The sequence below is a fragment of the Streptomyces sp. V3I8 genome, assembly GCF_030817535.1.
Taxonomy (GTDB): Bacteria; Actinomycetota; Actinomycetes; order Streptomycetales; family Streptomycetaceae; genus Streptomyces.
In genome coordinates, this window is the sequence record NZ_JAUSZL010000002.1 from 7,371,521 (window position 1) to 7,393,615 (window position 22,095).

The window sequence follows — 22,095 nt, forward strand, 5'->3', positions numbered from 1 at the left end:
GCGGTCCGCACACACGACGCGCGCAGTCCGGGAGCCGCCCCATGACCTCATCGAACCTCTCACCGCTCTGGCAGCCCGACCGGGAACGCATCGACCGGGCACAGATCACCCGCTTCCAGGCCTGGGCGGCCGAACACCACGGAGCCCCCGCGGAAGGCGGCTACGCCGCACTGCACCGCTGGTCCGTGGACCGGCTCGACACATTCTGGAAAGCCGTCACGGAGTGGTTCGACGTACGGTTCTCCACGCCCTACGCGCGCGTACTGGGCGACCGCTCGTTGCCGGGCGCACAGTGGTTCCCCGGGGCGACCCTCAACTACGCCGAGCACGCCCTGCGGGCGGCCGGCACCCGGGCGGACGAACCGGCCCTCCTGTACGTCGACGAGACCCATGAGCCCCGTCCCGTCAGCTGGTCCGAACTACGCCGCCAGGTCGGCTCCCTGGCCGCCGAACTCCGTACCCTCGGCGTACGCCCCGGAGACCGCGTCAGCGGATACCTCCCGAACGTCCCGCAGGCCGTGGTCGCCCTCCTCGCCACCGCCGCCGTCGGCGGGGTATGGACGTCCTGCGCCCCGGACTTCGGCGCCCGCAGCGTCCTGGACCGCTTCCAGCAGGTCGAACCCGTCGTTCTCTTCGCGGTCGACGGCTACCGCTACGGAGGCAAGGAGCACGACCGCCGCGACACCGTCGCCGAACTGCGCCGCGACCTGCCCACCCTGCGGGCCGTCGTCCACGTCCCGCTCCTCGGCACCGAGGCCCCCGAAGGCACCCTGGACTGGTCCGCCCTCACCTCGTCCGACGTGGCGCCCGTCTACGAGGAGGTGCCCTTCGACCACCCCCTCTGGGTGCTCTACTCCTCCGGCACGACCGGCCTGCCCAAGGCCATCGTCCAGTCCCAGGGCGGCATCCTCGTCGAGCACCTCAAACAGCTCGGCCTGCACTGCGACCTGGGACCCGGGGACCGCTTCTTCTGGTACACGTCCACCGGCTGGATGATGTGGAACTTCCTCGTCTCCGGCCTCCTGACGGGCACCACGATCGTCCTGTACGACGGCAGCCCCGGCTACCCGGACACCGGCGCCCAGTGGCGCATCGCCGAACGCACCGGTGCCACCCTGTACGGCACTTCGGCGGCGTACGTCATGGCCTGCCGCAAAGCGGACGTGCACCCCTCCCGGGACTTCGACCTCTCCCGGATCGAGTGCGTCGCGACCACGGGCTCGCCCCTGCCGCCCGACGGATTCCGCTGGCTGCACGACGAGGTGCGCGAAGACCTGTGGATCGCCTCCGTCAGCGGCGGCACCGACATCTGCTCCTGCTTCGCGGGAGCGGTCCCCACCCTGCCCGTCCACATCGGCGAACTCCAGGCCCCGGGCCTCGGCACCGACCTCCAGTCCTGGGACCCGAGCGGCAAGCCCCTCACCGACGAGGTCGGCGAGCTCGTCGTCACCAACCCCATGCCGTCCATGCCGATCCGCTTCTGGAACGACCCCGACGGCAGCCGCTACCACGACAGCTACTTCGACACCTACCCCGGCGTCTGGCGCCACGGCGACTGGATCACCCTCACCTCGCGCGGCTCCGTCGTCATCCACGGCCGCTCGGACTCCACCCTCAACCGCCAGGGCGTCCGCATGGGGTCGGCCGACATCTACGAAGCGGTCGAACGCCTGCCGGAGATCCGCGAGTCCCTCGTCATCGGCGTCGAACAGCCCGACGGCGGCTACTGGATGCCGCTCTTCGTCCACCTCGCACCGGGAGCCGTCCTCGACGAGGCCCTCCTGGGCCGCATCAAGCGGACGATCCGGGAACAGCTCTCACCGCGCCACATCCCCGACGAGGTCATCGAGGTCCCCGGCGTGCCCCACACCCTCACCGGCAAGCGCATCGAGGTCCCGGTCAAACGCCTCCTGCAGGGCACGCCCCTCGAAAAGGCCGTCAACCCCGGCTCCGTCGACGACCTCGACCTGCTCCGCTTCTACGAGGAGCTGGCCCGCGACCGCACCTGAACCGCCTGCGGCGCAGGTCAGGAGGCATTGTCAGTGCCGCCGGTTACGGTGAGTGAGCATTGATCACCGCGCTCAGGGGGAAATGATGGCGCACACCCAGCACCTGACCATGCGACGCGTCCTGCGCCGCGAGATCGCCGGAACCATCGGCCTGCTGACCGACGAACAGGACTTCACCGCGATGCGGCGGCGCTACCGCAGCTTCGCCTTCGACGACCACGCGAGCTACCTCCGGCAGGTGGAAGCCCTGCTGCGGACCCTCGCGTCCCAGGGCGGCCACACCGCGGTGGCGCTCTTCGACCCCGAGGAGTACGCGGAGTTCTGCGCCGAGCACGGCCTGGACCCGGACACGCCGTCCAGCCGCACCCGCTTCACGGCGGAGCTCGCCGCGACGGGCGCGACCGTCCCCTACGACGGCCAGACCCTGGACGCCCTCGTCCCCCGCCTCATCGACGAAGCCGTCCGCCGGGCCACCTGGGAGTACGCGACCACGCTCCTGTCCCGCGTCGGCACCTGCGCGTCCTGCGGCGAGGACATCGGCCGGGCGGCCTTCCTGCGCGCCTCGGACCTGCTCGTCCGCATCCTCGAGGCCTCGGGCCCCGGCGAGCGCCACCTCGTGTGCAGCGTCTCCACCGAGCCGGAGACACTCATGGCGGTCCTGCGCGCCGACGACGACCGGCACGAAACACCCCGCCTCGACGAGGCCGAGGCCCTCGAGTTCACCACCGTCCTGGCCCTGGGCATCGCCACCCGCACGGCCGGCGGCCTCGTCATGCGCACCAGCACGCCCCGCGCGACCGACCGGGTGTACGGCTGGCGCCTGCGGGGCGAGGCACTGGAACCGCTCACCGCGGGAGAGGTCTTCGACGCCTACTGCACGGACGCCGAATCCGGCGACCTCGTCTCCCCGGAATCAGGCGTCGACTACTGCGCGCCACCGGACCTGCGCGACGACGGACCCACCACCGCCCACCACCACTGAACACCACCGCCGAACGCACGAGGGGCGCCCCACCCTCCGGCGGAGCGCCCCTCGGTCCACGGCCCCGGCGCCGACGGCGCCGGCCGGACCGCTACTCGCCGGACAGCACCGCCTGCGCCGCCGTGCGCGCCTCCTCGGCACTGTCACAGGCACGCGCCGCGGCGGCGGCCCGCTCGCACTGCGCCAGCGTGTACTTGGCCAGAGCCGCGCGCACGTAGGGGATCGATGCCGCACCCATGGAGAGGGAGGTGACACCCAGACCGGTCAGCACACACGCGAGCAGCGGGTCCGAGGCCGCCTCACCGCAGACGCCACAGCTCTTGCCCTCGGCCCCGGCCGCCTCGGCGGACATCGCGACCAGATCGAGCAGCGCGGGCTGCCACGGATCCTGCAGCCGGGACACGGCACCCACCTGACGGTCGGCGGCGAACGTGTACTGCGCGAGGTCGTTGGTCCCGAGCGACAGGAACTCGACCTCCTGAAGGATCGAGCGCGCCCGCAGGGAGGCCGACGGGATCTCGACCATGGCACCGAACTTGGCGTGCAGACCCGCCGCACGGCACGCGTCGGCGAACGCCTTGGCGTCCGCACGGTCCGCGACCATCGGAGCCATGACCTCGAGGTGGACGGGCAGACCCTCGGCAGCCTTCGACAGCGCCGTCAGCTGCGTACGCAGCACGTCGGGGTGGTCGAGCAGCGACCGCAGACCACGCACGCCCAGCGCCGGGTTCGGCTCGTCGGCCGGCGTCAGGAAGTCGAGCGGTTTGTCCGCGCCCGCGTCGAGCACGCGCACCACGACCCGCCCCTCGGGGAAGGCCTCCAGCACCTGCCGGTACGCCTCGACCTGCTTCTCCTCGGAAGGCGCGTTCTTGCTGTCGTCGAGGAAGAGGAACTCGGTACGGAACAGCCCCACCCCCTCGGCGCCCGCCTCGACCGCCGCGGGAACGTCCGCCGGACCACCGATGTTGGCCAGCAGCGGCACCCGGTGCCCGTCGGAGGTCGCGCCGGGCCCGCTCGACGCCGCGAGCGCCGCCTTGCGCGCGGCCGCGGCGGCCTCCAGCTCGGCCTTCTTCTCCGCACTGGGGTTCACGAAGATCTCACCGGTGCTGCCGTTCACGGCGACCATGGTGCCCTCGGCCAGCTCACCCGCTCCCGGCAGCGCCACCACGGCGGGCACCCCGAGAGCCCGCGCCAGGATCGCGCTGTGGCTGGTCGGTCCGCCCTCCTCGGTGACGAAACCCAGGACGAGCGTCGGGTCCAGCAACGCCGTGTCGGCCGGCGCGAGGTCACGGGCGATGAGGACGTACGGCTCGTCGCTGTCGGGGACACCCGGCATCGGAACGCCGAGCAGCCGGGCGACGATACGGTTCCGCACGTCGTCGAGGTCCGCCACCCGCCCCGCGAGGTACTCACCGGCGTTGGCGAGGAGAGCGCGGTACGCGGCGAAGGCGTCGTACACCCCGCGCTCCGCGGTGCTGCCGACCGCGACACGCCGCTCGACGTCCGCCATGAGCTCCGGGTCCTGGGCCATCAGGGCCTGGGCCTCGAGCACGGCCTGCGCCTCGCCGCCGGCCAGATTGCCGCGTGCCGTCAGGTCGGCCGCCACGGCTTCCACGGCCTGGCGGGCGCGCCCCTGCTCGCGCTCCGCGTCCTGCGCCGGTATCTGCTTGGCAGGCGGCTCGAGCACCGCCGTTCCCATGTGCCGAACCTCGCCGATCGCCACACCGTGGCTCACGCCGACGCCTCGCAGCGTTGTCTCCATGTCACCCGTCTCCGATAGAGCGGCGGCCCGTGCCGCCGTGTTGTCGTGCCGTGCGTGCCGTCGCGGACGGCGATGTGCTCAGTGCCAGCTGAAAAGAGCGTCGCCGGCCTTTACCTCGCCGTCGACGCTGACGTCGGAGAGGGACTCGGCCGCGGCTTCGAGCGCCACGACGGGACAGATGGGGGACTTGCCGGCCGCTTCGACGGCAGCCGGGTCCCAGCGCACCACGGCCTGGCCGCGCTGCACGGTGTCCCCCTTGTTCACGAGCAGCTCGAAACCCTCGCCGTTGAGCTGAACGGTGTCGATGCCCAGGTGCGTCAGCACTCCGTGCCCCTCGTCGTCGACCACGACGAACGCGTGCGGGTGCAGGGAGACGATGACGCCGTCGACGGGGGCCACCGCCGCGGAGGCCTCTCGAACGGGGTCGATCGCGGTGCCGGGGCCCACCATGGCCCCGGAGAAGACCGGATCGGGTACAGCAGCGAGTCCGATGGTGCGTCCTGCGAGAGGGGACGTCACTGTGGTCATGGGAAGCCTCCGTGGGGGCGGGGATTCATGTGGGCCGTCACTGCCTGTCCCGGACGGCACCCTGTTGAGCAGCGTAAGTCATGGGAACTGACGGTTCCGCGCCAGAGCGGTCGGCCGGCGGACCGTCGTGCACAGGGCAATCGATTTGCATCCGCTCCGGAGCCCCCTGTAGTGTCGTAGACCTGCTTGAGGCTGAGCGATGCGAACGATGCGTCCTGGCCGGGCAGCACCCAACTTGTCAGATCCTCTCCCGGGATCTCCTTCCGTGTGTCTGCGGAACGGTGGTCAGGGAGACGGAAATTCACTGATAGAGTTTGGGAACACGAAGGGAAAAGCCCGGAGGAAAGCCCGAGAGGGTGAGTACAAAGGAAGCGTCCGTTCCTTGAGAACTCAACAGCGTGCCAAAAATCAACGCCAGATATGTTGATACCCCGTCCGTCACCGTTTGGTGGCGGGTGGAGGTTCCTTTGAAAAGTCCTGCCGGGCGCAAGTCTGGTAGGCGCATCAGCGAGGACGCTGTGAACAGTCTTCCTTATTCCGGTTGACTGTTCCGCTCTCATGGTGTTGTCCCGATTACGGGAAAACATTCACGGAGAGTTTGATCCTGGCTCAGGACGAACGCTGGCGGCGTGCTTAACACATGCAAGTCGAACGATGAACCACTTCGGTGGGGATTAGTGGCGAACGGGTGAGTAACACGTGGGCAATCTGCCCTTCACTCTGGGACAAGCCCTGGAAACGGGGTCTAATACCGGATGATACTTCCACTCGCATGGGTGGGGGTTGAAAGCTCCGGCGGTGAAGGATGAGCCCGCGGCCTATCAGCTTGTTGGTGAGGTAGTGGCTCACCAAGGCGACGACGGGTAGCCGGCCTGAGAGGGCGACCGGCCACACTGGGACTGAGACACGGCCCAGACTCCTACGGGAGGCAGCAGTGGGGAATATTGCACAATGGGCGAAAGCCTGATGCAGCGACGCCGCGTGAGGGATGACGGCCTTCGGGTTGTAAACCTCTTTCAGCAGGGAAGAAGCGAAAGTGACGGTACCTGCAGAAGAAGCGCCGGCTAACTACGTGCCAGCAGCCGCGGTAATACGTAGGGCGCAAGCGTTGTCCGGAATTATTGGGCGTAAAGAGCTCGTAGGCGGTCTGTCGCGTCGGATGTGAAAGCCCGGGGCTTAACCCCGGGTCTGCATACGATACGGGCAGACTAGAGTGTGGTAGGGGAGATCGGAATTCCTGGTGTAGCGGTGAAATGCGCAGATATCAGGAGGAACACCGGTGGCGAAGGCGGATCTCTGGGCCATTACTGACGCTGAGGAGCGAAAGCGTGGGGAGCGAACAGGATTAGATACCCTGGTAGTCCACGCCGTAAACGGTGGGAACTAGGTGTTGGCGACATTCCACGTCGTCGGTGCCGCAGCTAACGCATTAAGTTCCCCGCCTGGGGAGTACGGCCGCAAGGCTAAAACTCAAAGGAATTGACGGGGGCCCGCACAAGCAGCGGAGCATGTGGCTTAATTCGACGCAACGCGAAGAACCTTACCAAGGCTTGACATCGCCCGGAAAGCCGTAGAGATACGGCCCCCCTTGTGGTCGGGTGACAGGTGGTGCATGGCTGTCGTCAGCTCGTGTCGTGAGATGTTGGGTTAAGTCCCGCAACGAGCGCAACCCTTGTTCTGTGTTGCCAGCATGCCCTTCGGGGTGATGGGGACTCACAGGAGACTGCCGGGGTCAACTCGGAGGAAGGTGGGGACGACGTCAAGTCATCATGCCCCTTATGTCTTGGGCTGCACACGTGCTACAATGGCAGGTACAATGAGCTGCGATACCGCAAGGTGGAGCGAATCTCAAAAAGCCTGTCTCAGTTCGGATTGGGGTCTGCAACTCGACCCCATGAAGTCGGAGTTGCTAGTAATCGCAGATCAGCATTGCTGCGGTGAATACGTTCCCGGGCCTTGTACACACCGCCCGTCACGTCACGAAAGTCGGTAACACCCGAAGCCGGTGGCCCAACCCCCTTGTGGGGAGGGAGCTGTCGAAGGTGGGACTGGCGATTGGGACGAAGTCGTAACAAGGTAGCCGTACCGGAAGGTGCGGCTGGATCACCTCCTTTCTAAGGAGCATTTCTTGGCCGGCAGGTTTACCTGACGGTCCAGAGGCCAGTTCATCGGCGAATGTCCGGTGCTGGTTGCTCAAGGGTGGAACGTTGATTATTCGGCATTCTCAGTCTGCTCAGGCTGCAAGTACTGTCCTTCGGGGCGTGGAAAGCTGATCTGGGGGTCGGGGGTGTCGGGCACGCTGTTGGGTGTCTGAGGGTATGGCCGTAAAGGTTGCCTTCAGTGCCGGCCCCAGTGCACTCCGGAGTAGTCCGGGGGTGATGGGTGGTTGGTCGTTGTTTGAGAACTGCACAGTGGACGCGAGCATCTGTGGCCAAGTTTTTAAGGGCGCACGGTGGATGCCTTGGTACCAGGAACCGATGAAGGACGTGGGAGGCCACGATAGTCCCCGGGGAGCCGTCAACCAGGCTTTGATCCGGGGGTTTCCGAATGGGGAAACCCGGCAGTCGTCATGGGCTGTCACCCACATCTGAACACATAGGGTGTGTGGAGGGAACGCGGGGAAGTGAAACATCTCAGTACCCGCAGGAAGAGAAAACAACCGTGATTCCGGGAGTAGTGGCGAGCGAAACCGGATGAGGCCAAACCGTATGTGTGTGAGACCCGGCAGGGGTTGCGCATACGGGGTTGTGGGATCTCTCTTTCACAGTCTGCCGGCTGTGAGACGAGTCAGAAACCGTTGGTGTAGGCGAAGGACATGCGAAAGGTCCGGCGTAGAGGGTAAGACCCCCGTAGTCGAAACATCAACGGCTCGTTTGAGAGACACCCAAGTAGCACGGGGCCCGAGAAATCCCGTGTGAATCTGGCGGGACCACCCGCTAAGCCTAAATATTCCCTGGTGACCGATAGCGGATAGTACCGTGAGGGAATGGTGAAAAGTACCGCGGGAGCGGAGTGAAATAGTACCTGAAACCGTGTGCCTACAAGCCGTGGGAGCGTCGCTCACAGAGTTTACTCTGTGGGTCGTGACTGCGTGCCTTTTGAAGAATGAGCCTGCGAGTTTGCGGTGTGTTGCGAGGTTAACCCGTGTGGGGAAGCCGTAGCGAAAGCGAGTCCGAATAGGGCGATTCAGTAGCGCGCTCAAGACCCGAAGCGGAGTGATCTAGCCATGGGCAGGTTGAAGCGGCTGTAAGAGGTCGTGGAGGACCGAACCCACCAGGGTTGAAAACCTGGGGGATGACCTGTGGTTAGGGGTGAAAGGCCAATCAAACTCCGTGATAGCTGGTTCTCCCCGAAATGCATTTAGGTGCAGCGTCGTGTGTTTCTTGCCGGAGGTAGAGCACTGGATAGGCGATGGGCCCTACCGGGTTACTGACCTTAGCCAAACTCCGAATGCCGGTAAGTGAGAGCACGGCAGTGAGACTGTGGGGGATAAGCTCCATGGTCGAGAGGGAAACAGCCCAGAGCATCGACTAAGGCCCCTAAGCGTACGCTAAGTGGGAAAGGATGTGGAGTCGCACAGACAACCAGGAGGTTGGCTTAGAAGCAGCCACCCTTGAAAGAGTGCGTAATAGCTCACTGGTCTAGTGATTCCGCGCCGACAATGTAGCGGGGCTCAAGCGTACCGCCGAAGTCGTGTCATTTCAGCAATAGGGCCAACGCCTGCTGGGATGGGTAGGGGAGCGTCGTGTGCCGGGTGAAGCCGCAGCGGAAGCTAGTGGTGGACGGTTCACGAGTGAGAATGCAGGCATGAGTAGCGATACACACGTGAGAAACGTGTGCGCCGATTGACTAAGGGTTCCTGGGTCAAGCTGATCTGCCCAGGGTAAGTCGGGACCTAAGGCGAGGCCGACAGGCGTAGTCGATGGATAACCGGTTGATATTCCGGTACCCGCTGTGAAGCGTCAAATATCGAACCAGGCGATGCTAAGTCCGTGAAGCCGTTCCGGACCCTTCGGGGAAAGGAAAGTGGTGGAGCCGACGGTCCAGACCTGTAGTAGGTAAGTGATGGGGTGACGCAGGAAGGTAGTCCATCCCGGGCGGTGGTTGTCCCGGGGTAAGGGTGTAGGGCGTTGTCCAGGTAAATCCGGACAGCACATAGCCTGAGACCTGATGCCGAGCCGATTGTGGTGAAGTGGATGATCCTATGCTGTCGAGAAAAGCCTCTAGCGAGTTTCATGGCGGCCCGTACCCTAAACCGACTCAGGTGGTCAGGTAGAGAATACCGAGGCGTTCGGGTGAACTATGGTTAAGGAACTCGGCAAAATGCCCCCGTAACTTCGGGAGAAGGGGGGCCATCACTGGTGATCCGATTTACTCGGTGAGCTGGGGGTGGCCGCAGAGACCAGCGAGAAGCGACTGTTTACTAAAAACACAGGTCCGTGCGAAGCCGTAAGGCGATGTATACGGACTGACGCCTGCCCGGTGCTGGAACGTTAAGGGGACCGGTTAGTGCACTTTCGGGTGTGCGAAGCTGAGAACTTAAGCGCCAGTAAACGGCGGTGGTAACTATAACCATCCTAAGGTAGCGAAATTCCTTGTCGGGTAAGTTCCGACCTGCACGAATGGCGTAACGACTTCTCGACTGTCTCAACCATAGGCCCGGTGAAATTGCACTACGAGTAAAGATGCTCGTTTCGCGCAGCAGGACGGAAAGACCCCGGGACCTTTACTATAGTTTGATATTGGTGTTCGGTTCGGCTTGTGTAGGATAGCTGGGAGACTGTGAAGTGCGGGCGCCAGCCCGTGTGGAGTCGTCGTTGAAATACCAGTCTGGTCGTGCTGGATGTCTAACCTGGGTCCGTGATCCGGATCAGGGACAGTGTCTGATGGGTAGTTTAACTGGGGCGGTTGCCTCCTAAAGAGTAACGGAGGCGCCCAAAGGTTCCCTCAGCCTGGTTGGCAATCAGGTGTTGAGTGTAAGTGCACAAGGGAGCTTGACTGTGAGACCGACGGGTCGAGCAGGGACGAAAGTCGGGACTAGTGATCCGGCGGTGGCTTGTGGAAGCGCCGTCGCTCAACGGATAAAAGGTACCCCGGGGATAACAGGCTGATCTTCCCCAAGAGTCCATATCGACGGGATGGTTTGGCACCTCGATGTCGGCTCGTCGCATCCTGGGGCTGGAGTCGGTCCCAAGGGTTGGGCTGTTCGCCCATTAAAGCGGTACGCGAGCTGGGTTTAGAACGTCGTGAGACAGTTCGGTCCCTATCCGCTGTGCGCGTAGGAATATTGAGAAGGGCTGTCCCTAGTACGAGAGGACCGGGACGGACGAACCTCTGGTGTGCCAGTTGTCCTGCCAAGGGCATGGCTGGTTGGCTACGTTCGGGAGGGATAACCGCTGAAAGCATCTAAGCGGGAAGCCTGCTTCGAGATGAGTATTCCCACCAACTTGATTGGTTAAGGCTCCCAGTAGACGACTGGGTTGATAGGCCGGATGTGGAAGCCCTGCAAGGGGTGGAGCTGACCGGTACTAATAGGCCGAGGGCTTGTCCTCAGTTGCTCGCGTCCACTGTGTTGGTTCTGAAACCACGAACAACCCCATACCCCTTTGTCTGGCCACGGGGGGTGTGGTGCGGGTGTTTGAATCAGAGTTTCAAAGTGTTTCGGTGGTCATAGCGTGAGGGAAACGCCCGGTTACATTCCGAACCCGGAAGCTAAGCCTCACAGCGCCGATGGTACTGCAGGGGGGACCTTGTGGGAGAGTAGGACGCCGCCGAACAAATATTACGAGAAAGCCCCCGCACTTCAGTGCGGGGGCTTTCTCGCGTTTCGGGAGCAGAAGCTGTCACAGCCCCTCCGCGCTCCCGGCGGATGCCTGAGGGTAAGGTCAGGGGGCAACGTCGGCACATTCCCACAGGAGGCTCCCGGGTGGAGGTCCAGGAGACCCGCGTCCAGACAGACCGGGTCCTCACCATCCCGAACATCCTCAGCATGGCGCGCCTCGTGGGCGTACCGATCTTTCTGTGGCTGATCCTCTGGCCGGAGTTCGGCGGGCCCAACAGCGACGGCTGGGCCCTGCTGGTGCTCATGTTGAGCGGTATCAGCGACTACCTGGACGGCAAGCTCGCCCGGCGCTGGAACCAGATCAGCAGCCTCGGCCGGCTGCTGGACCCCGCGGCCGACCGGCTCTACATCCTGTCGACCCTGCTCGGACTGACCTGGCGTGAGATCCTGCCGCTGTGGCTGACCGGCATCCTGCTGGCGCGGGAGCTGGTGCTGCTCGTGATGGTGGGCATCCTCAGACGGCACGGCTATCCGCCGCCCCAGGTCAACTTCCTCGGGAAGGCTGCAACTTTCAACTTGATGTACGCCTTCCCGCTGTTGCTGCTCAGTGACGGAAGTGGATGGCTTGCGTCACTCGCTGCTATTTTCGGCTGGGCGTTCGCCGGATGGGGTACAACTCTGTATTGGTGGGCAGGGATCCTATACGTGGTCCAGGTCCGCCGCCTTGTTCGTGCGGACAACCATGGCCGACTGAGCCCGCCCAATGGGCGGCCGTAGAGGCCTCTGATGGCCCGCAACGAGAATGTGCGGGACAATCTGACGGGTGAAGTCGGCTTGACCGTCTCTTCAAGGAGGACGCTTCCGACATGAAGGCCGTCGTGATGGCCGGCGGCGAAGGCACACGCCTTCGCCCCATGACCTCAAGCATGCCCAAGCCGCTCCTGCCCGTGGCCAACCGCCCGATCATGGAGCATGTGCTACGGCTGCTCAAGCGGCATGGGCTCAACGAAACCGTCGTCACCGTCCAGTTCCTGGCCTCTCTGGTCAAGAACTACTTCGGTGACGGTGAAGAGCTCGGTATGGAGCTCACCTATGCCAACGAGGAGAAGCCACTCGGTACTGCCGGCAGTGTCAAGAACGCCGAGGAGGCACTGAAGGACGACACGTTCCTCGTCATCTCCGGCGATGCTCTGACCGACTTCGACCTCACCGACCTCATCAATTTCCACAAGGAAAAGGGTGGACTGGTCACCGTCTGCCTGACCCGTGTCCCCAATCCCCTGGAATTCGGCATCACGATTGTCGACGACGAGGGCAAGGTCGAGCGTTTCCTGGAGAAGCCGACCTGGGGCCAGGTCTTCTCCGACACGGTGAACACCGGCATCTACGTCATGGAACCCGAGGTCTTCGACTACGTCGAGGCCGATGTCTCCGTCGACTGGTCCGGCGACGTCTTCCCTCAGCTGATGAAGGAGGGCAAGCCGATCTACGGCTATGTCGCCGAGGGCTACTGGGAGGACGTCGGTACGCACGAGAGCTATGTGAAGGCGCAGGCCGACGTCCTCGAGGGCAAGGTCGACGTCGAGCTGGACGGGTTCGAGATATCGCCCGGGGTCTGGGTCGCGGAGGGCGCCGAAGTACACCCCGACGCCGTGCTGCGAGGACCCCTCTACATCGGGGACTACGCCAAGGTCGAGGCCGACGCCGAAATCCGCGAGCACACCGTGGTGGGCTCCAATGTCGTCGTGAAGTCCGGGGCATTCCTGCACAAGGCCGTGCTGCACGACAACGTGTACATCGGCCAGCACAGCAACCTGCGCGGCTGTGTCGTCGGCAAGAACACCGACATCATGCGGGCCGCGCGGATCGAGGACGGCGCCGTCATCGGGGACGAGTGCCTCGTCGGTGAAGAATCGATCGTTCAGGGCAACGTGCGGGTGTACCCGTTCAAGACGATCGAGGCCGGCGCCTTCGTCAACACGTCGGTCATCTGGGAGTCCCGGGGCCAGGCGCATCTCTTCGGCGCCCGTGGAGTCACCGGGATCCTCAACGTGGAGATCACGCCCGAGCTGGCGGTACGCCTGGCAGGGGCGTACGCGACCACGCTCAAGAAGGGGTCCACCGTCACCACGGCGCGCGACCACTCCCGTGGTGCCCGCGCGCTGAAGAGGGCGGTGATCTCGGCGCTGCAGGCCAGCGCCATCGACGTACGGGACCTGGAGAACGTACCGCTGCCGGTCGCGCGGCAGCAGACCGCGCGGGGCAGCGCCGGCGGCATCATGATCCGTACGACGCCCGGGGTTCCCGACTCGGTGGACATCATGTTCTTCGACGGGAACGGAGCGGACCTCTCGCAGGGCAGCCAGCGCAAGCTGGACCGTGTCTTCGCACGCCAGGAGTACCGGCGCGCCTTTCCGGGCGAGATCGGTGACCTGCACTTCCCGGCGAGCGTCTTCGACTCGTACACCGGGTCCCTGCTCAGGAACGTCGACACGACCGGGATCGCCGAGTCCGGGCTCAAGGTCGTCGTGGACGCCTCGAACGGCAGCGCCGGGCTGGTGCTGCCCAGCCTGCTCGGCAAGCTCGGGGTCGATTCACTGACCATCAACCCGGGGCTCGACGAGTCGCGTCCCACGGAGACGGCGGACACCCGCCGGTCCGGGATGGTGCGGCTCGGCGAGATCGTGGCCTCCGCGCGGGCCGCGTTCGGCGTGCGGTTCGACCCGGTGGGCGAGCGGCTGTCGCTCGTCGACGAGAAGGGCCGGATCATCGAGGACGACCGGGCGCTGCTCGTCATGCTCGACCTGGTCGCCGCCGAGCGGCGCAGCGGGCGGGTGGCCCTGCCGGTGACCACGACGAGGATCGCCGAGCAGGTGGCGGCGTACCACGGGACGCAGGTCGACTGGACGACGACGTCGCCCGACGACCTGACGCGTGTCGGGCGCGAGGAGTCCAGCATCTTCGGCGGCGACGGCCGCGGCGGTTTCATCGTGCCCGAGTTCAGCAGCGTGTTCGACGGTACGGCCGCCTTCGTCCGGCTCATCGGGCTGGTGGCGCGGACGCAGCTCACGCTCAGCCAGATCGACGCGCGCATCCCGCGGGCGCACGTCCTCAAGCGCGATCTCGCGACCCCCTGGGCTGTCAAGGGGCTCGTGATGCGACGCGTGGTGGAAGCGGCCGGTGACCGGTTCGTGGACACGACCGACGGCGTTCGCGTGGTCGAGACCGACGGACGCTGGGTGATGGTTCTTCCCGACCCGGCGGAGGCGGTCACGCACCTGTGGGCCGAAGGACCCGACGACGCGTCGGCGCAGGCGCTGCTCGACGAGTGGGCGTCGGTGGTGGACAGCGCCGGTCGCTGACCCGTACACGCGCGTGCCGGACGGTGCCCTCAACAGGGCCCGTCCGGCATGTCGGTGGGGCCGTTCGGAGGTACTGGTCGCGACGTGCGACGATGTGCGGCATGCCGCAGCCGCCCCCCGTTCGGAGCACCCCCACGCGCCCTCCGCGCCCGGACGCGTCCATGTCGCTGCTCACCAACGTCATGGACCACAGCCTGGACGAGGGGTACGCCGAGGCGGCTGCCCGGAGGAAGACCGAGGACGCGGGCGGGATGCCCAGGACGCTGCGGGCCAAGCTCGGCCTCGCGGCCGGTCTGGTGCTCGCCGCGCTCGTCGTGACCGTGGGTGCGGCGCAGGCGCGGATAGCGGCACCGGTCATCGCCAAGGAGCGCGGGGAACTCATCGACCGTATCGACCGGCAGACGTCGGCGGCCGAGAAACTCGAGGACGGCATCGACGAACTCCGTGACGACGTCGGTGCCCGGCAGCGTGAGGCGTTGCAGAAGCACGGCGGTGACCAGGGCGAACTGGTGGGCATCCTGGCCGGAGCCGTCGAGGTGCACGGACCCGGCGTGAAACTCGTCGTGGACGACGCGAAGGAAGCCGACCACGGCGGTGACGGGGACGCGCGGGAGACCTCCGGCTTCTCCGACACCGGACGCGTACGCGACCGCGACATGCAGCGCGTGGTCAACGGCCTGTGGGAGTCGGGTGCCGAGGCCGTCACGATCAACGGGCAGCGGCTCACCGCCCTGTCCGCGATCAGGGCCGCGGGTGACGCGATACTGGTCGACAACAAGCCGCTGGTACCGCCGTACACGGTGCTGGCCGTGGGGGACGGCGAGAAACTGGGCAGCGCGTTCCGCGACAGCGGTGACGGGCAGTATCTGGACGCCCTGCGGAAGAACTTCGCTATCAGGACCAGTCTGTCCGTCGAGGACGAGGTCCGGCTGCCCGCAGCCTCGAGTGTGATCGTACGAACAGCACAACCCAGCACAGAGAAAGGCACATCGTGATCGCCGTACTGGGCCTCGTCGTGGGAGTCGTGGCCGGACTGCTGGTCCGGCCCGAGGTTCCGGCGGTGGTCGAGCCCTATCTTCCGATCGCCGTCGTCGCGGCGCTCGACGCCGTGTTCGGAGGTCTGCGGGCGATGCTCGACGGCATCTTCGACGACAAGGTCTTCGTGGTGTCGTTCCTGTCCAACGTCGTGGTGGCCGCGCTGATCGTCTTCCTGGGCGACAAGCTGGGTGTGGGTGCCCAGTTGTCCACGGGCGTCGTGGTCGTCCTCGGTATCCGCATCTTCTCCAACGCCGCGGCGATCCGCCGGCACGTCTTCCGGGCGTGAGGCGGATGAGCGGCAAGGACGGAACGCCGGGGACCTCCGGGAACCCGCTGCGCAGGGAACTGCCCGACGAGGTCGCGGCGCAGGCCCCGGCCGAAGGCGCCGAGCCCGGGACGCCGGTGGCCGCAGCCGAGCGGGGCGGGCCGCCCGCGCTCACCGGCCGCCAGCGGCTGGTGAAGGGCCTGTGGCCGCCGCGGGTGTCCCGCGCGCAACTCATCGTCGCGCTCCTGCTGTTCGGCCTCGGCTTCGGCCTGGCCGTCCAGGTGGCGTCCACCAGCGACGACGACGGCGCCCTGCGCGGCGCGCGCCAGGAGGATCTCGTACGTATCCTCGATGAACTCGACGACCGTACACAGCGTCTGGAAGAGGAGAAGCAGGGGCTCGAGGACCAGCGCACCGAGCTGGAGAACAGCTCGGACCAGGCCGAGGAGGCCCGCAAGCAGACGGCCGAGAAGGAGAAGCAACTCGGCATCCTGGCGGGCACCGTGGCGGCGCAGGGCCCCGGCATCACACTGACGATCGACGACGAGAAGGGGACGGTCGAGGCCGACAAGCTGCTCGACGCGATCCAGGAGCTGCGCGCGGCCGGCGCGGAGGCGATCCAGGTCAACGGTGTACGGATCGTCGCCGGTACTTATCTGACGGATGAGAGCGGGGGAGTCGCGGTGGACGGGAACAAGATCAGCGCCCCCTATCGTTTCAAGGTCATCGGCAAGCCTCAGGACCTCGAACCGGCGCTCAACATCCCTGGCGGAGTGGTGCAGACTCTGGAGAAGGAGCAGGCCACTGTCACGGTGGACCGCATCGACAAGATCGTCGTGGACGCCTTGCGACCGGCGAAGCAGCCTGACTACGCTCGGTCGTCCTCCCAGTGAGCCGGGGGCGCTTGGGGATCGTTCCGCAAGGGCATGAGCTTGCGGGGGGTCGGCGCACCGATTGGCTGGTGCGTGGTGGAAACTGTCTGGTGGATACGGACGTTGTGAGGGTGTCCGGCTCGACCGGTGTGTGCAATCAGGGTTCGTCCTGCCCCACGGGCGGGTCTGTTTCGGTCAAGGGGAATCGCCCGTGAAGTTGTTTGCGAAGTTGTTCGGCAAGAGCGCACGAGACGGTGGCGACAACGCCACCGCCCGCCATCGCGCACCGCGTCCCTCGGAGGGTGAGGGGCAGGCGGACCGCCCGCTGTTCCGGGACCAGGTCGGTGGGCCGGACGGTGACATTTCCGGTGGTCAGGGCGCGCCGTCTGTTGACCCTGCCCAGTCGGGGCGCATAGGTTTCGGGGATCCGTCAGCCTCAGGTGCGGGTGGAGGTTTCGGCTCCGACCCGTACGCGACCACTACCTCGGCGGGGCAGCCGCAACAGGAGGATCCGTCCATGTCGGCCCTGGTGTGTACGAGGTGCGGCAACCGCAACGCGGAAGCGAGCCGCTTCTGCTCCAACTGCGGTGCTCCGCTGCGGGCCGGAGCGACTCCGGAGCGTCCGTCGGAGACCACTTCGACGATCTCCATCTCCGGTCTCGAGGCGTACGACGCCGAGGTGACCGGCCAGACGCAGATGCCGATGCTGTCCCCGGAGGCGCAGGCCGCCGTCGACGCACTGCCGCTCGGCTCGGCGCTCCTGGTGGTGCGGCGGGGCCCCAACTCGGGCAGCCGCTTCCTGCTGGACGGCGAGCTGACCACGGCCGGCCGTCATCCGCAGAGCGACATCTTCCTGGACGACGTGACCGTGTCGCGCCGCCACGTGGAGTTCCGCCGTGAACCCGACGGTTCGTTCACGGTGGCGGACGTCGGCAGCCTCAACGGCACCTACGTCAACCGGGAGCGGATCGACCGGGTCCCCCTGTCGAACGGCGACGAGGTGCAGATCGGCAAGTACCGGCTGGTCTTCTACGCGAGCCAGCGGGGCATCTGACCCTCACCCAGACTTTGTCCGGGGAGACCCCCAGGGAAGGTCCATGCTTCGAACACCGAGCGGCGGCGCCGGACACGGCGCCGCCGCCACGGACGGTGCTCTGATGAGTATCGGCACCGTGCTGAACGCGCTGCGTGACGAATTCCCCGAAGTCACCGTCTCGAAGATCCGGTTCCTGGAGTCCGAGGGGCTCATCGAGCCGCAGCGGACCCCTTCCGGATACCGGAAGTTCAGTCCCGACGACGTGGAGCGTCTGGGGCACGTCCTGCGGATGCAGCGGGACCACTACCTGCCCCTGAAGGTGATCCGCAAGCACCTGGACGCCATGGGGCGGGGTGAGGCGGTCCCCCTGCCCTCCACGGGACCTCAGAGCGACAACGAGGCCCCCAGTGATCCCGAGGGGCCCGTGGTGGCCCGGATCGGGCGGGCCGAGCTGCTGGCCGCCGCGGAGATCGGCGAGCGGGAACTCGACGAGTGGGAGTCGTACGGGCTCATCACGCCCCTGCCGGACGGCGTGTACGACGCCGAGGCGGTCACCGTGGCCGCGCTGGTCACCGAACTCGGACGGTTCGGGATCGAACCGCGGCACTTGCGTGCCGTCAAGGCCGCCGCCGACCGGGAGGCCGGACTCGTGGACCAGGTGGTGGCGCCCCTGCGGCTGCACCGCAACCCGCAGACCAGGGCACACGCACAGGCGCGCACCAAGGAGCTCGCGGGGCTCGCGGTGAAGCTGCACGCCGCCCTGGTGCAGTCCGCGCTCGGGGTGCGGCTGCCCTGATCCGGCGCGTCGCGGGAGGCGTGGGATAGGGCACCATTCCGTGCTCGACTACCCAAAGGTGCCGGGCACGGCCTAGGGTTGCTGTGTGAACGAGCTCGACGTCGTAGGTGTCCGGGTGGAAATGCCCTCCAACCAACCGATCGTGCTCCTGCGTGAAGTGGGAGGCGACCGTTACCTCCCCATCTGGATCGGTCCGGGGGAGGCGACGGCGATCGCCTTCGCACAGCAGGGCATGGCCCCCGCACGACCGCTGACCCACGACCTGTTCAAGGACGTGCTGGAGGCCGTCGGCCAGGAGCTGACCGAAGTGCGCATCACGGATCTGCGGGAGGGTGTCTTCTACGCGGAACTGGTGTTCGCCAGCGGGGTCGAGGTCAGTGCCCGGCCGTCCGACGCCATAGCGCTGGCGCTGCGCACCGGAACGCCCATCTACGGCAGTGACGGGGTCCTGGACGACGCCGGCATCGCGATCCCGGACGAGCAGGAGGACGAGGTGGAGAAGTTCCGCGAGTTCCTCGACCAGATCTCGCCCGAGGACTTCGGGACCAACAGCCAGTGACGGCGTGATGCCGTCGCGCAGCGGCCGATGACCCTCCGGGAACGCCGGACGACGGACCGTACCGCGGTCGTCCTGGGGGCATTCGGCTAGCCTTTCCCCGCAGCGGGGCACGGGAAACCACTCTCAGGGTGATTATCACCCGGCGTGCCGAGTGTGGCGATCGTTGACGCGCCCCTGGTGACTGCCTACCGTCGTGAAGGCAGGTCAAGGACGGAGGTCGGCGTGAGAAGCAGCGGCGACGGTACGGCTGGGGGTGCTCCCGGACGCGGTCCGGGAGAGAGCGGCCCGTACCCGCTTCAGAGCAGCGCGGCCGATCACGTACAGCGGCCGAAAGCAGTGTCGGGGGGCGGCGAGGTGGCGCCCGCGGAGATCGGTTATCGCGGTCCCACGGCGTGTGCAGCCGCGGGGATCACCTATCGGCAGTTGGATTACTGGGCCAGGACGGGGCTCGTCGAGCCGAGCGTGCGGCCCGCCCACGGATCGGGGACGCAGCGCCTCTACAGCTTCCGGGACGTGGTCGTCCTGAAGATCGTCAAGCGGTTCCTCGACACGGGGGTCTCGCTGCAGAACATCCGCACCACGGTGCGGCACCTCGCGGAGCGCGGCGCCTGCGACCTGGAGCGCATGACGCTGATGAGCGACGGCGCGACGGTCTACGAGTGCACCTCGCCCGACGAGGTGCACGCGCTGCTGCAGGGCGGACAGGGCATCTTCGGCATCGCCGTGGGCGTGGTGTGGCGAGATGTGGAGAGCGCGCTCTCGCAGCTGCACGGGGAGCGCGTCGACACGGGGGAGACGCTCGTCCGGCCCAATCCGGCGGACGAGCTGGCGCGGCGGCGCAATCGGGCCGTCTGAACCGGATGTCCGGTCGGGAGCTGTCCGGTCGTGACGGGGCATTGTCAGTGGCGTAGGGCAGCATCGAAGACGTGAGAGCCGCGCCCACGATCCTGCATCTCGACATGGACGCCTTCTTCGCCTCGGCGGAGCAGGCGGCCAAGCCGAGTCTGCGCGGGAAAGCGGTCGTCGTGGGCGGCCTCGGGCCGCGTGGTGTCGTCGCCACCTGCTCCTACGAGGCGCGGGTCTTCGGGGTGCATTCGGCGATGCCCATGGCGCAGGCCCGACGGCTGGCACCGAACGCCGCCTACCTCGTACCGCGCTTCGGGCTCTACCGGGAGATCAGCGAGCAGGTGATGCGGCTGCTGCGGGAGCTGTCGCCGCTGGTGGAGCCGCTGAGCCTGGACGAGGCGTTCGTGGACCTGGAGGCCGGGCAGGCGGCCTGGGACGAGGGATCGGCCCTGCTGGCCGCGAGGAAGCTGCGTGCGGACATCCGGGCCGTCACGGGGCTCACCGGGTCCGTGGGGCTCGCGGGCTCCAAGATGCTGGCGAAGATCGCCTCGGAGCGGGCCAAGCCGGACGGGCTCGTGCTCATAGAGCCGGGCACCGAGCGGGCGCTGCTCGCTCCCCTGTCGGTACGCATCCTGCCGGGCGTCGGGCCGGCCACGGGGGACCACCTGCGGCGGGGTGGGATCAGCACGGTCGGGGAGATCGCCGAGGCGGGCGAGGACGAGCTCGTACGGCTGCTGGGGAAGGCGCACGGGACCGCGCTGTACGCCATGGCGCTGGCCCGCGACCGGCGGCCCGTGGTGGCCGAGCGGGACACCAAGTCGGTGTCGGTCGAGGACACGTACGACGTGGACATCCATGACCGGGCGCGGGTGCGGATGGAGGTGCAGCGGCTGGCCGACCGGTGTGTCCAGCGGTTGCGGGGGGCGCGTCTGTCGGGGCGGACCATCGTGCTGAAGGTGCGGCGGTACGACTTCTCCACGCTGACCCGGTCCGAGACGTTGCGGGGGCCCACGGACGATCCGGCGGTGGTGCGGGAGGCGGCCGCGCGGCTGCTGGAGGCCGTGGACACCACGGGGGGTGTGCGGCTGCTGGGGGTCGGGGTTTCCGGGCTTGCCGATTACACGCAGGAGGATCTGTTCGCGCAGGCGCGGGTCGGTGTCGTGCGGGAGGAGGAGGCGCCGGTGTCCGGCGGCCCCGAGGAGGCCGGGGCGGTCACGGCCTTCGCCGAGGAGCCTTCGGTGCCTTCGCCCGCGGAGCGGTTGTGGCGGGCGGGGCATGACGTCCGGCATGCGGAGTTCGGGCACGGGTGGGTGCAGGGGAGCGGGCTGGGGCGGGTGACCGTGCGGTTCGAGACGCCGTTCTCCGGGCCGGGGCGGGTGAAGACGTTCCGGGTCGATGATCCGGCGTTGGAGGTGGCGGAGCCGTTGCCGTTGGTCGAGGGGCTGCCTTCGGCGTCGCCTGCCGTATCGCCTGCGGCGGCTTTGGAGGAGGGGTGACCGTGGCGTTCTCGGGTGCGGGGCCGTCGTGGCTGGTCGCGCGGTTCCCCGCGCCCCTGAAAGGCCGAAGGCTGCGCCGTTCTCCGCCTCCCTCGGTGGGTGAGAGGGGTCAGGGGGTGTCCTCGGTGTTGGCCAGCCTGCCGAAGGTGTGGTCGGGGAACGGTGGGGCCGGGGAGACGTCCAGGGCGTAGTGGTGGTAGAGCTGGAGTTCCTGTTCGGGGGAGAGGTGGCGGCCCACGCCGAAGTCGGGGGCGTCCTTGATCAGGGAGCGTTCGAACGGGATGCGCAGGGAGCCGTCGACCAGTTCGCTGGGTTCCAGGGGGACGAAGGCGTCCCGGCTGAAGAGGCCGGTGCGTATGGCCGCCCACTCGGGTGTGCCGGTCGCGTCGTCGAGGTAGACCTCGTCGACGGTGCCGATCTTCGCGCCGTTGCGATCGAACGCCTTGCGGCCTATCAGGTTGCGCGGATCGATGTCGCTCTGCACGGTCCCTCCAGCTGCTCGCAACTCATCCGTAAGCACTACGAAAGAGCACTTTGGGGGAGGCGGCCACTCGAGGGACCCCCGCTGGTACGCTGGTCAACGGCTGCTGACCCCGTGCGGGAGAGCCCTCCGGAGGTCATCGGGGGCGCCGAAGGAGCAAATCCTCCCCGGAATCTCTCAGGCACACGTACCGCATGGACGAGGTCACTCTGGAAAGCAGAGCGGTGTTCGAGTATTCGACGGGTTCCGCTCTCACCGACGGTGAAAGCCGGAGCGCCCCG

The 22,095-nt window shown here is 66.7% G+C and carries 15 protein-coding genes, 3 rRNA genes and 1 riboswitch; of the genes, 15 read left to right on the forward strand and 3 right to left on the reverse strand.

The window, feature by feature from the left end; genetic code table 11:
• The first annotated feature begins 41 nt into the window (after positions 1-41).
• Positions 42-2,009 carry an acetoacetate--CoA ligase gene (locus tag QFZ75_RS32630; protein WP_307542656.1) on the forward strand — a complete coding sequence of 656 codons (1,968 nt, stop codon included), beginning with the start codon at positions 42-44 and terminating at the stop codon, positions 2,007-2,009.
• Between the two features lie 85 nt (positions 2,010-2,094).
• Complete coding sequence (locus QFZ75_RS32635) at positions 2,095-2,991, forward strand: hypothetical protein (RefSeq protein WP_307544947.1); 897 nt, start codon at positions 2,095-2,097, stop codon at positions 2,989-2,991.
• Positions 2,992-3,082: 91 nt separating this feature from the next.
• Here QFZ75_RS32635 and ptsP read toward each other — a convergent pair whose 3' ends face one another.
• Entirely contained in the window at positions 3,083-4,753 is a 1,671-nt protein-coding gene (ptsP, locus tag QFZ75_RS32640; protein WP_307542658.1) for a phosphoenolpyruvate--protein phosphotransferase, read from the reverse strand.
• A gap of 78 nt (positions 4,754-4,831) precedes the next feature.
• Positions 4,832-5,281, reverse strand: coding sequence for a PTS glucose transporter subunit IIA (locus QFZ75_RS32645; protein WP_307542660.1), 450 nt, complete (start codon positions 5,279-5,281; stop codon positions 4,832-4,834).
• Positions 5,282-5,867: 586 nt separating this feature from the next.
• Here QFZ75_RS32645 and QFZ75_RS32650 point away from each other — a divergent pair.
• The 13 genes from QFZ75_RS32650 to QFZ75_RS32710 all read left to right on the forward strand — a co-directional run bounded on the left by QFZ75_RS32650 (position 5,868) and on the right by QFZ75_RS32710 (position 21,333).
• Positions 5,868-7,395: ribosomal RNA gene (locus QFZ75_RS32650) — 16S ribosomal RNA — on the forward strand.
• Positions 7,396-7,710: 315 nt separating this feature from the next.
• Positions 7,711-10,833: ribosomal RNA gene (locus QFZ75_RS32655) — 23S ribosomal RNA — on the forward strand.
• Between the two features lie 108 nt (positions 10,834-10,941).
• Positions 10,942-11,058, forward strand: a 5S ribosomal RNA gene (rrf, locus tag QFZ75_RS32660).
• The 16S, 23S and 5S rRNA genes sit together here, the layout of an rRNA operon.
• A gap of 149 nt (positions 11,059-11,207) precedes the next feature.
• A complete protein-coding gene (locus QFZ75_RS32665) occupies positions 11,208-11,840 on the forward strand; it encodes a CDP-alcohol phosphatidyltransferase family protein (RefSeq protein WP_149510484.1) in 633 nt (210 codons plus the stop codon).
• 89 nt (positions 11,841-11,929) lie between these two features.
• Positions 11,930-14,425 carry a mannose-1-phosphate guanyltransferase gene (locus QFZ75_RS32670; RefSeq protein WP_307542662.1) on the forward strand — a complete coding sequence of 832 codons (2,496 nt, stop codon included), beginning with the start codon at positions 11,930-11,932 and terminating at the stop codon, positions 14,423-14,425.
• 92 nt (positions 14,426-14,517) lie between these two features.
• Positions 14,518-15,420, forward strand: coding sequence for a DUF881 domain-containing protein (locus QFZ75_RS32675; RefSeq protein WP_307542664.1), 903 nt, complete (start codon positions 14,518-14,520; stop codon positions 15,418-15,420).
• Positions 15,417-15,749, forward strand: a complete 333-nt coding sequence (locus QFZ75_RS32680) for a small basic family protein (protein WP_003988855.1) — start codon at positions 15,417-15,419, stop codon at positions 15,747-15,749. The genes QFZ75_RS32675 and QFZ75_RS32680 overlap by 4 nt, the downstream gene beginning before the upstream one ends.
• A gap of 5 nt (positions 15,750-15,754) precedes the next feature.
• Positions 15,755-16,621: a DUF881 domain-containing protein gene (locus QFZ75_RS32685; protein ID WP_307542665.1), complete on the forward strand. Its 867-nt coding sequence runs from the start codon at positions 15,755-15,757 to the stop codon at positions 16,619-16,621.
• A gap of 61 nt (positions 16,622-16,682) precedes the next feature.
• Positions 16,683-17,654: an FHA domain-containing protein gene (locus tag QFZ75_RS32690; protein WP_307542666.1), complete on the forward strand. Its 972-nt coding sequence runs from the start codon at positions 16,683-16,685 to the stop codon at positions 17,652-17,654.
• 43 nt (positions 17,655-17,697) lie between these two features.
• Positions 17,698-18,432, forward strand: coding sequence for a MerR family transcriptional regulator (locus tag QFZ75_RS32695; protein WP_307542668.1), 735 nt, complete (start codon positions 17,698-17,700; stop codon positions 18,430-18,432).
• 85 nt (positions 18,433-18,517) lie between these two features.
• Positions 18,518-18,991, forward strand: coding sequence for a bifunctional nuclease family protein (locus tag QFZ75_RS32700; protein WP_006123076.1), 474 nt, complete (start codon positions 18,518-18,520; stop codon positions 18,989-18,991).
• A 222-nt stretch (positions 18,992-19,213) separates the two neighbouring features.
• Positions 19,214-19,846: a MerR family transcriptional regulator gene (locus QFZ75_RS32705; protein WP_307542670.1), complete on the forward strand. Its 633-nt coding sequence runs from the start codon at positions 19,214-19,216 to the stop codon at positions 19,844-19,846.
• Between the two features lie 71 nt (positions 19,847-19,917).
• Positions 19,918-21,333 carry a DNA polymerase IV gene (locus QFZ75_RS32710; protein ID WP_307542672.1) on the forward strand — a complete coding sequence of 472 codons (1,416 nt, stop codon included), beginning with the start codon at positions 19,918-19,920 and terminating at the stop codon, positions 21,331-21,333.
• A 109-nt stretch (positions 21,334-21,442) separates the two neighbouring features.
• On the opposite strand, the gene QFZ75_RS32715 is transcribed toward QFZ75_RS32710, so the two are convergent.
• On the reverse strand, positions 21,443-21,817 hold the full coding sequence (locus tag QFZ75_RS32715; protein WP_307542674.1) for a PRC-barrel domain-containing protein: 375 nt from the start codon (positions 21,815-21,817) through the stop codon (positions 21,443-21,445).
• 104 nt (positions 21,818-21,921) lie between these two features.
• Positions 21,922-22,017: riboswitch (glycine riboswitch) on the forward strand.
• Positions 22,018-22,095 lie beyond the last annotated feature (78 nt).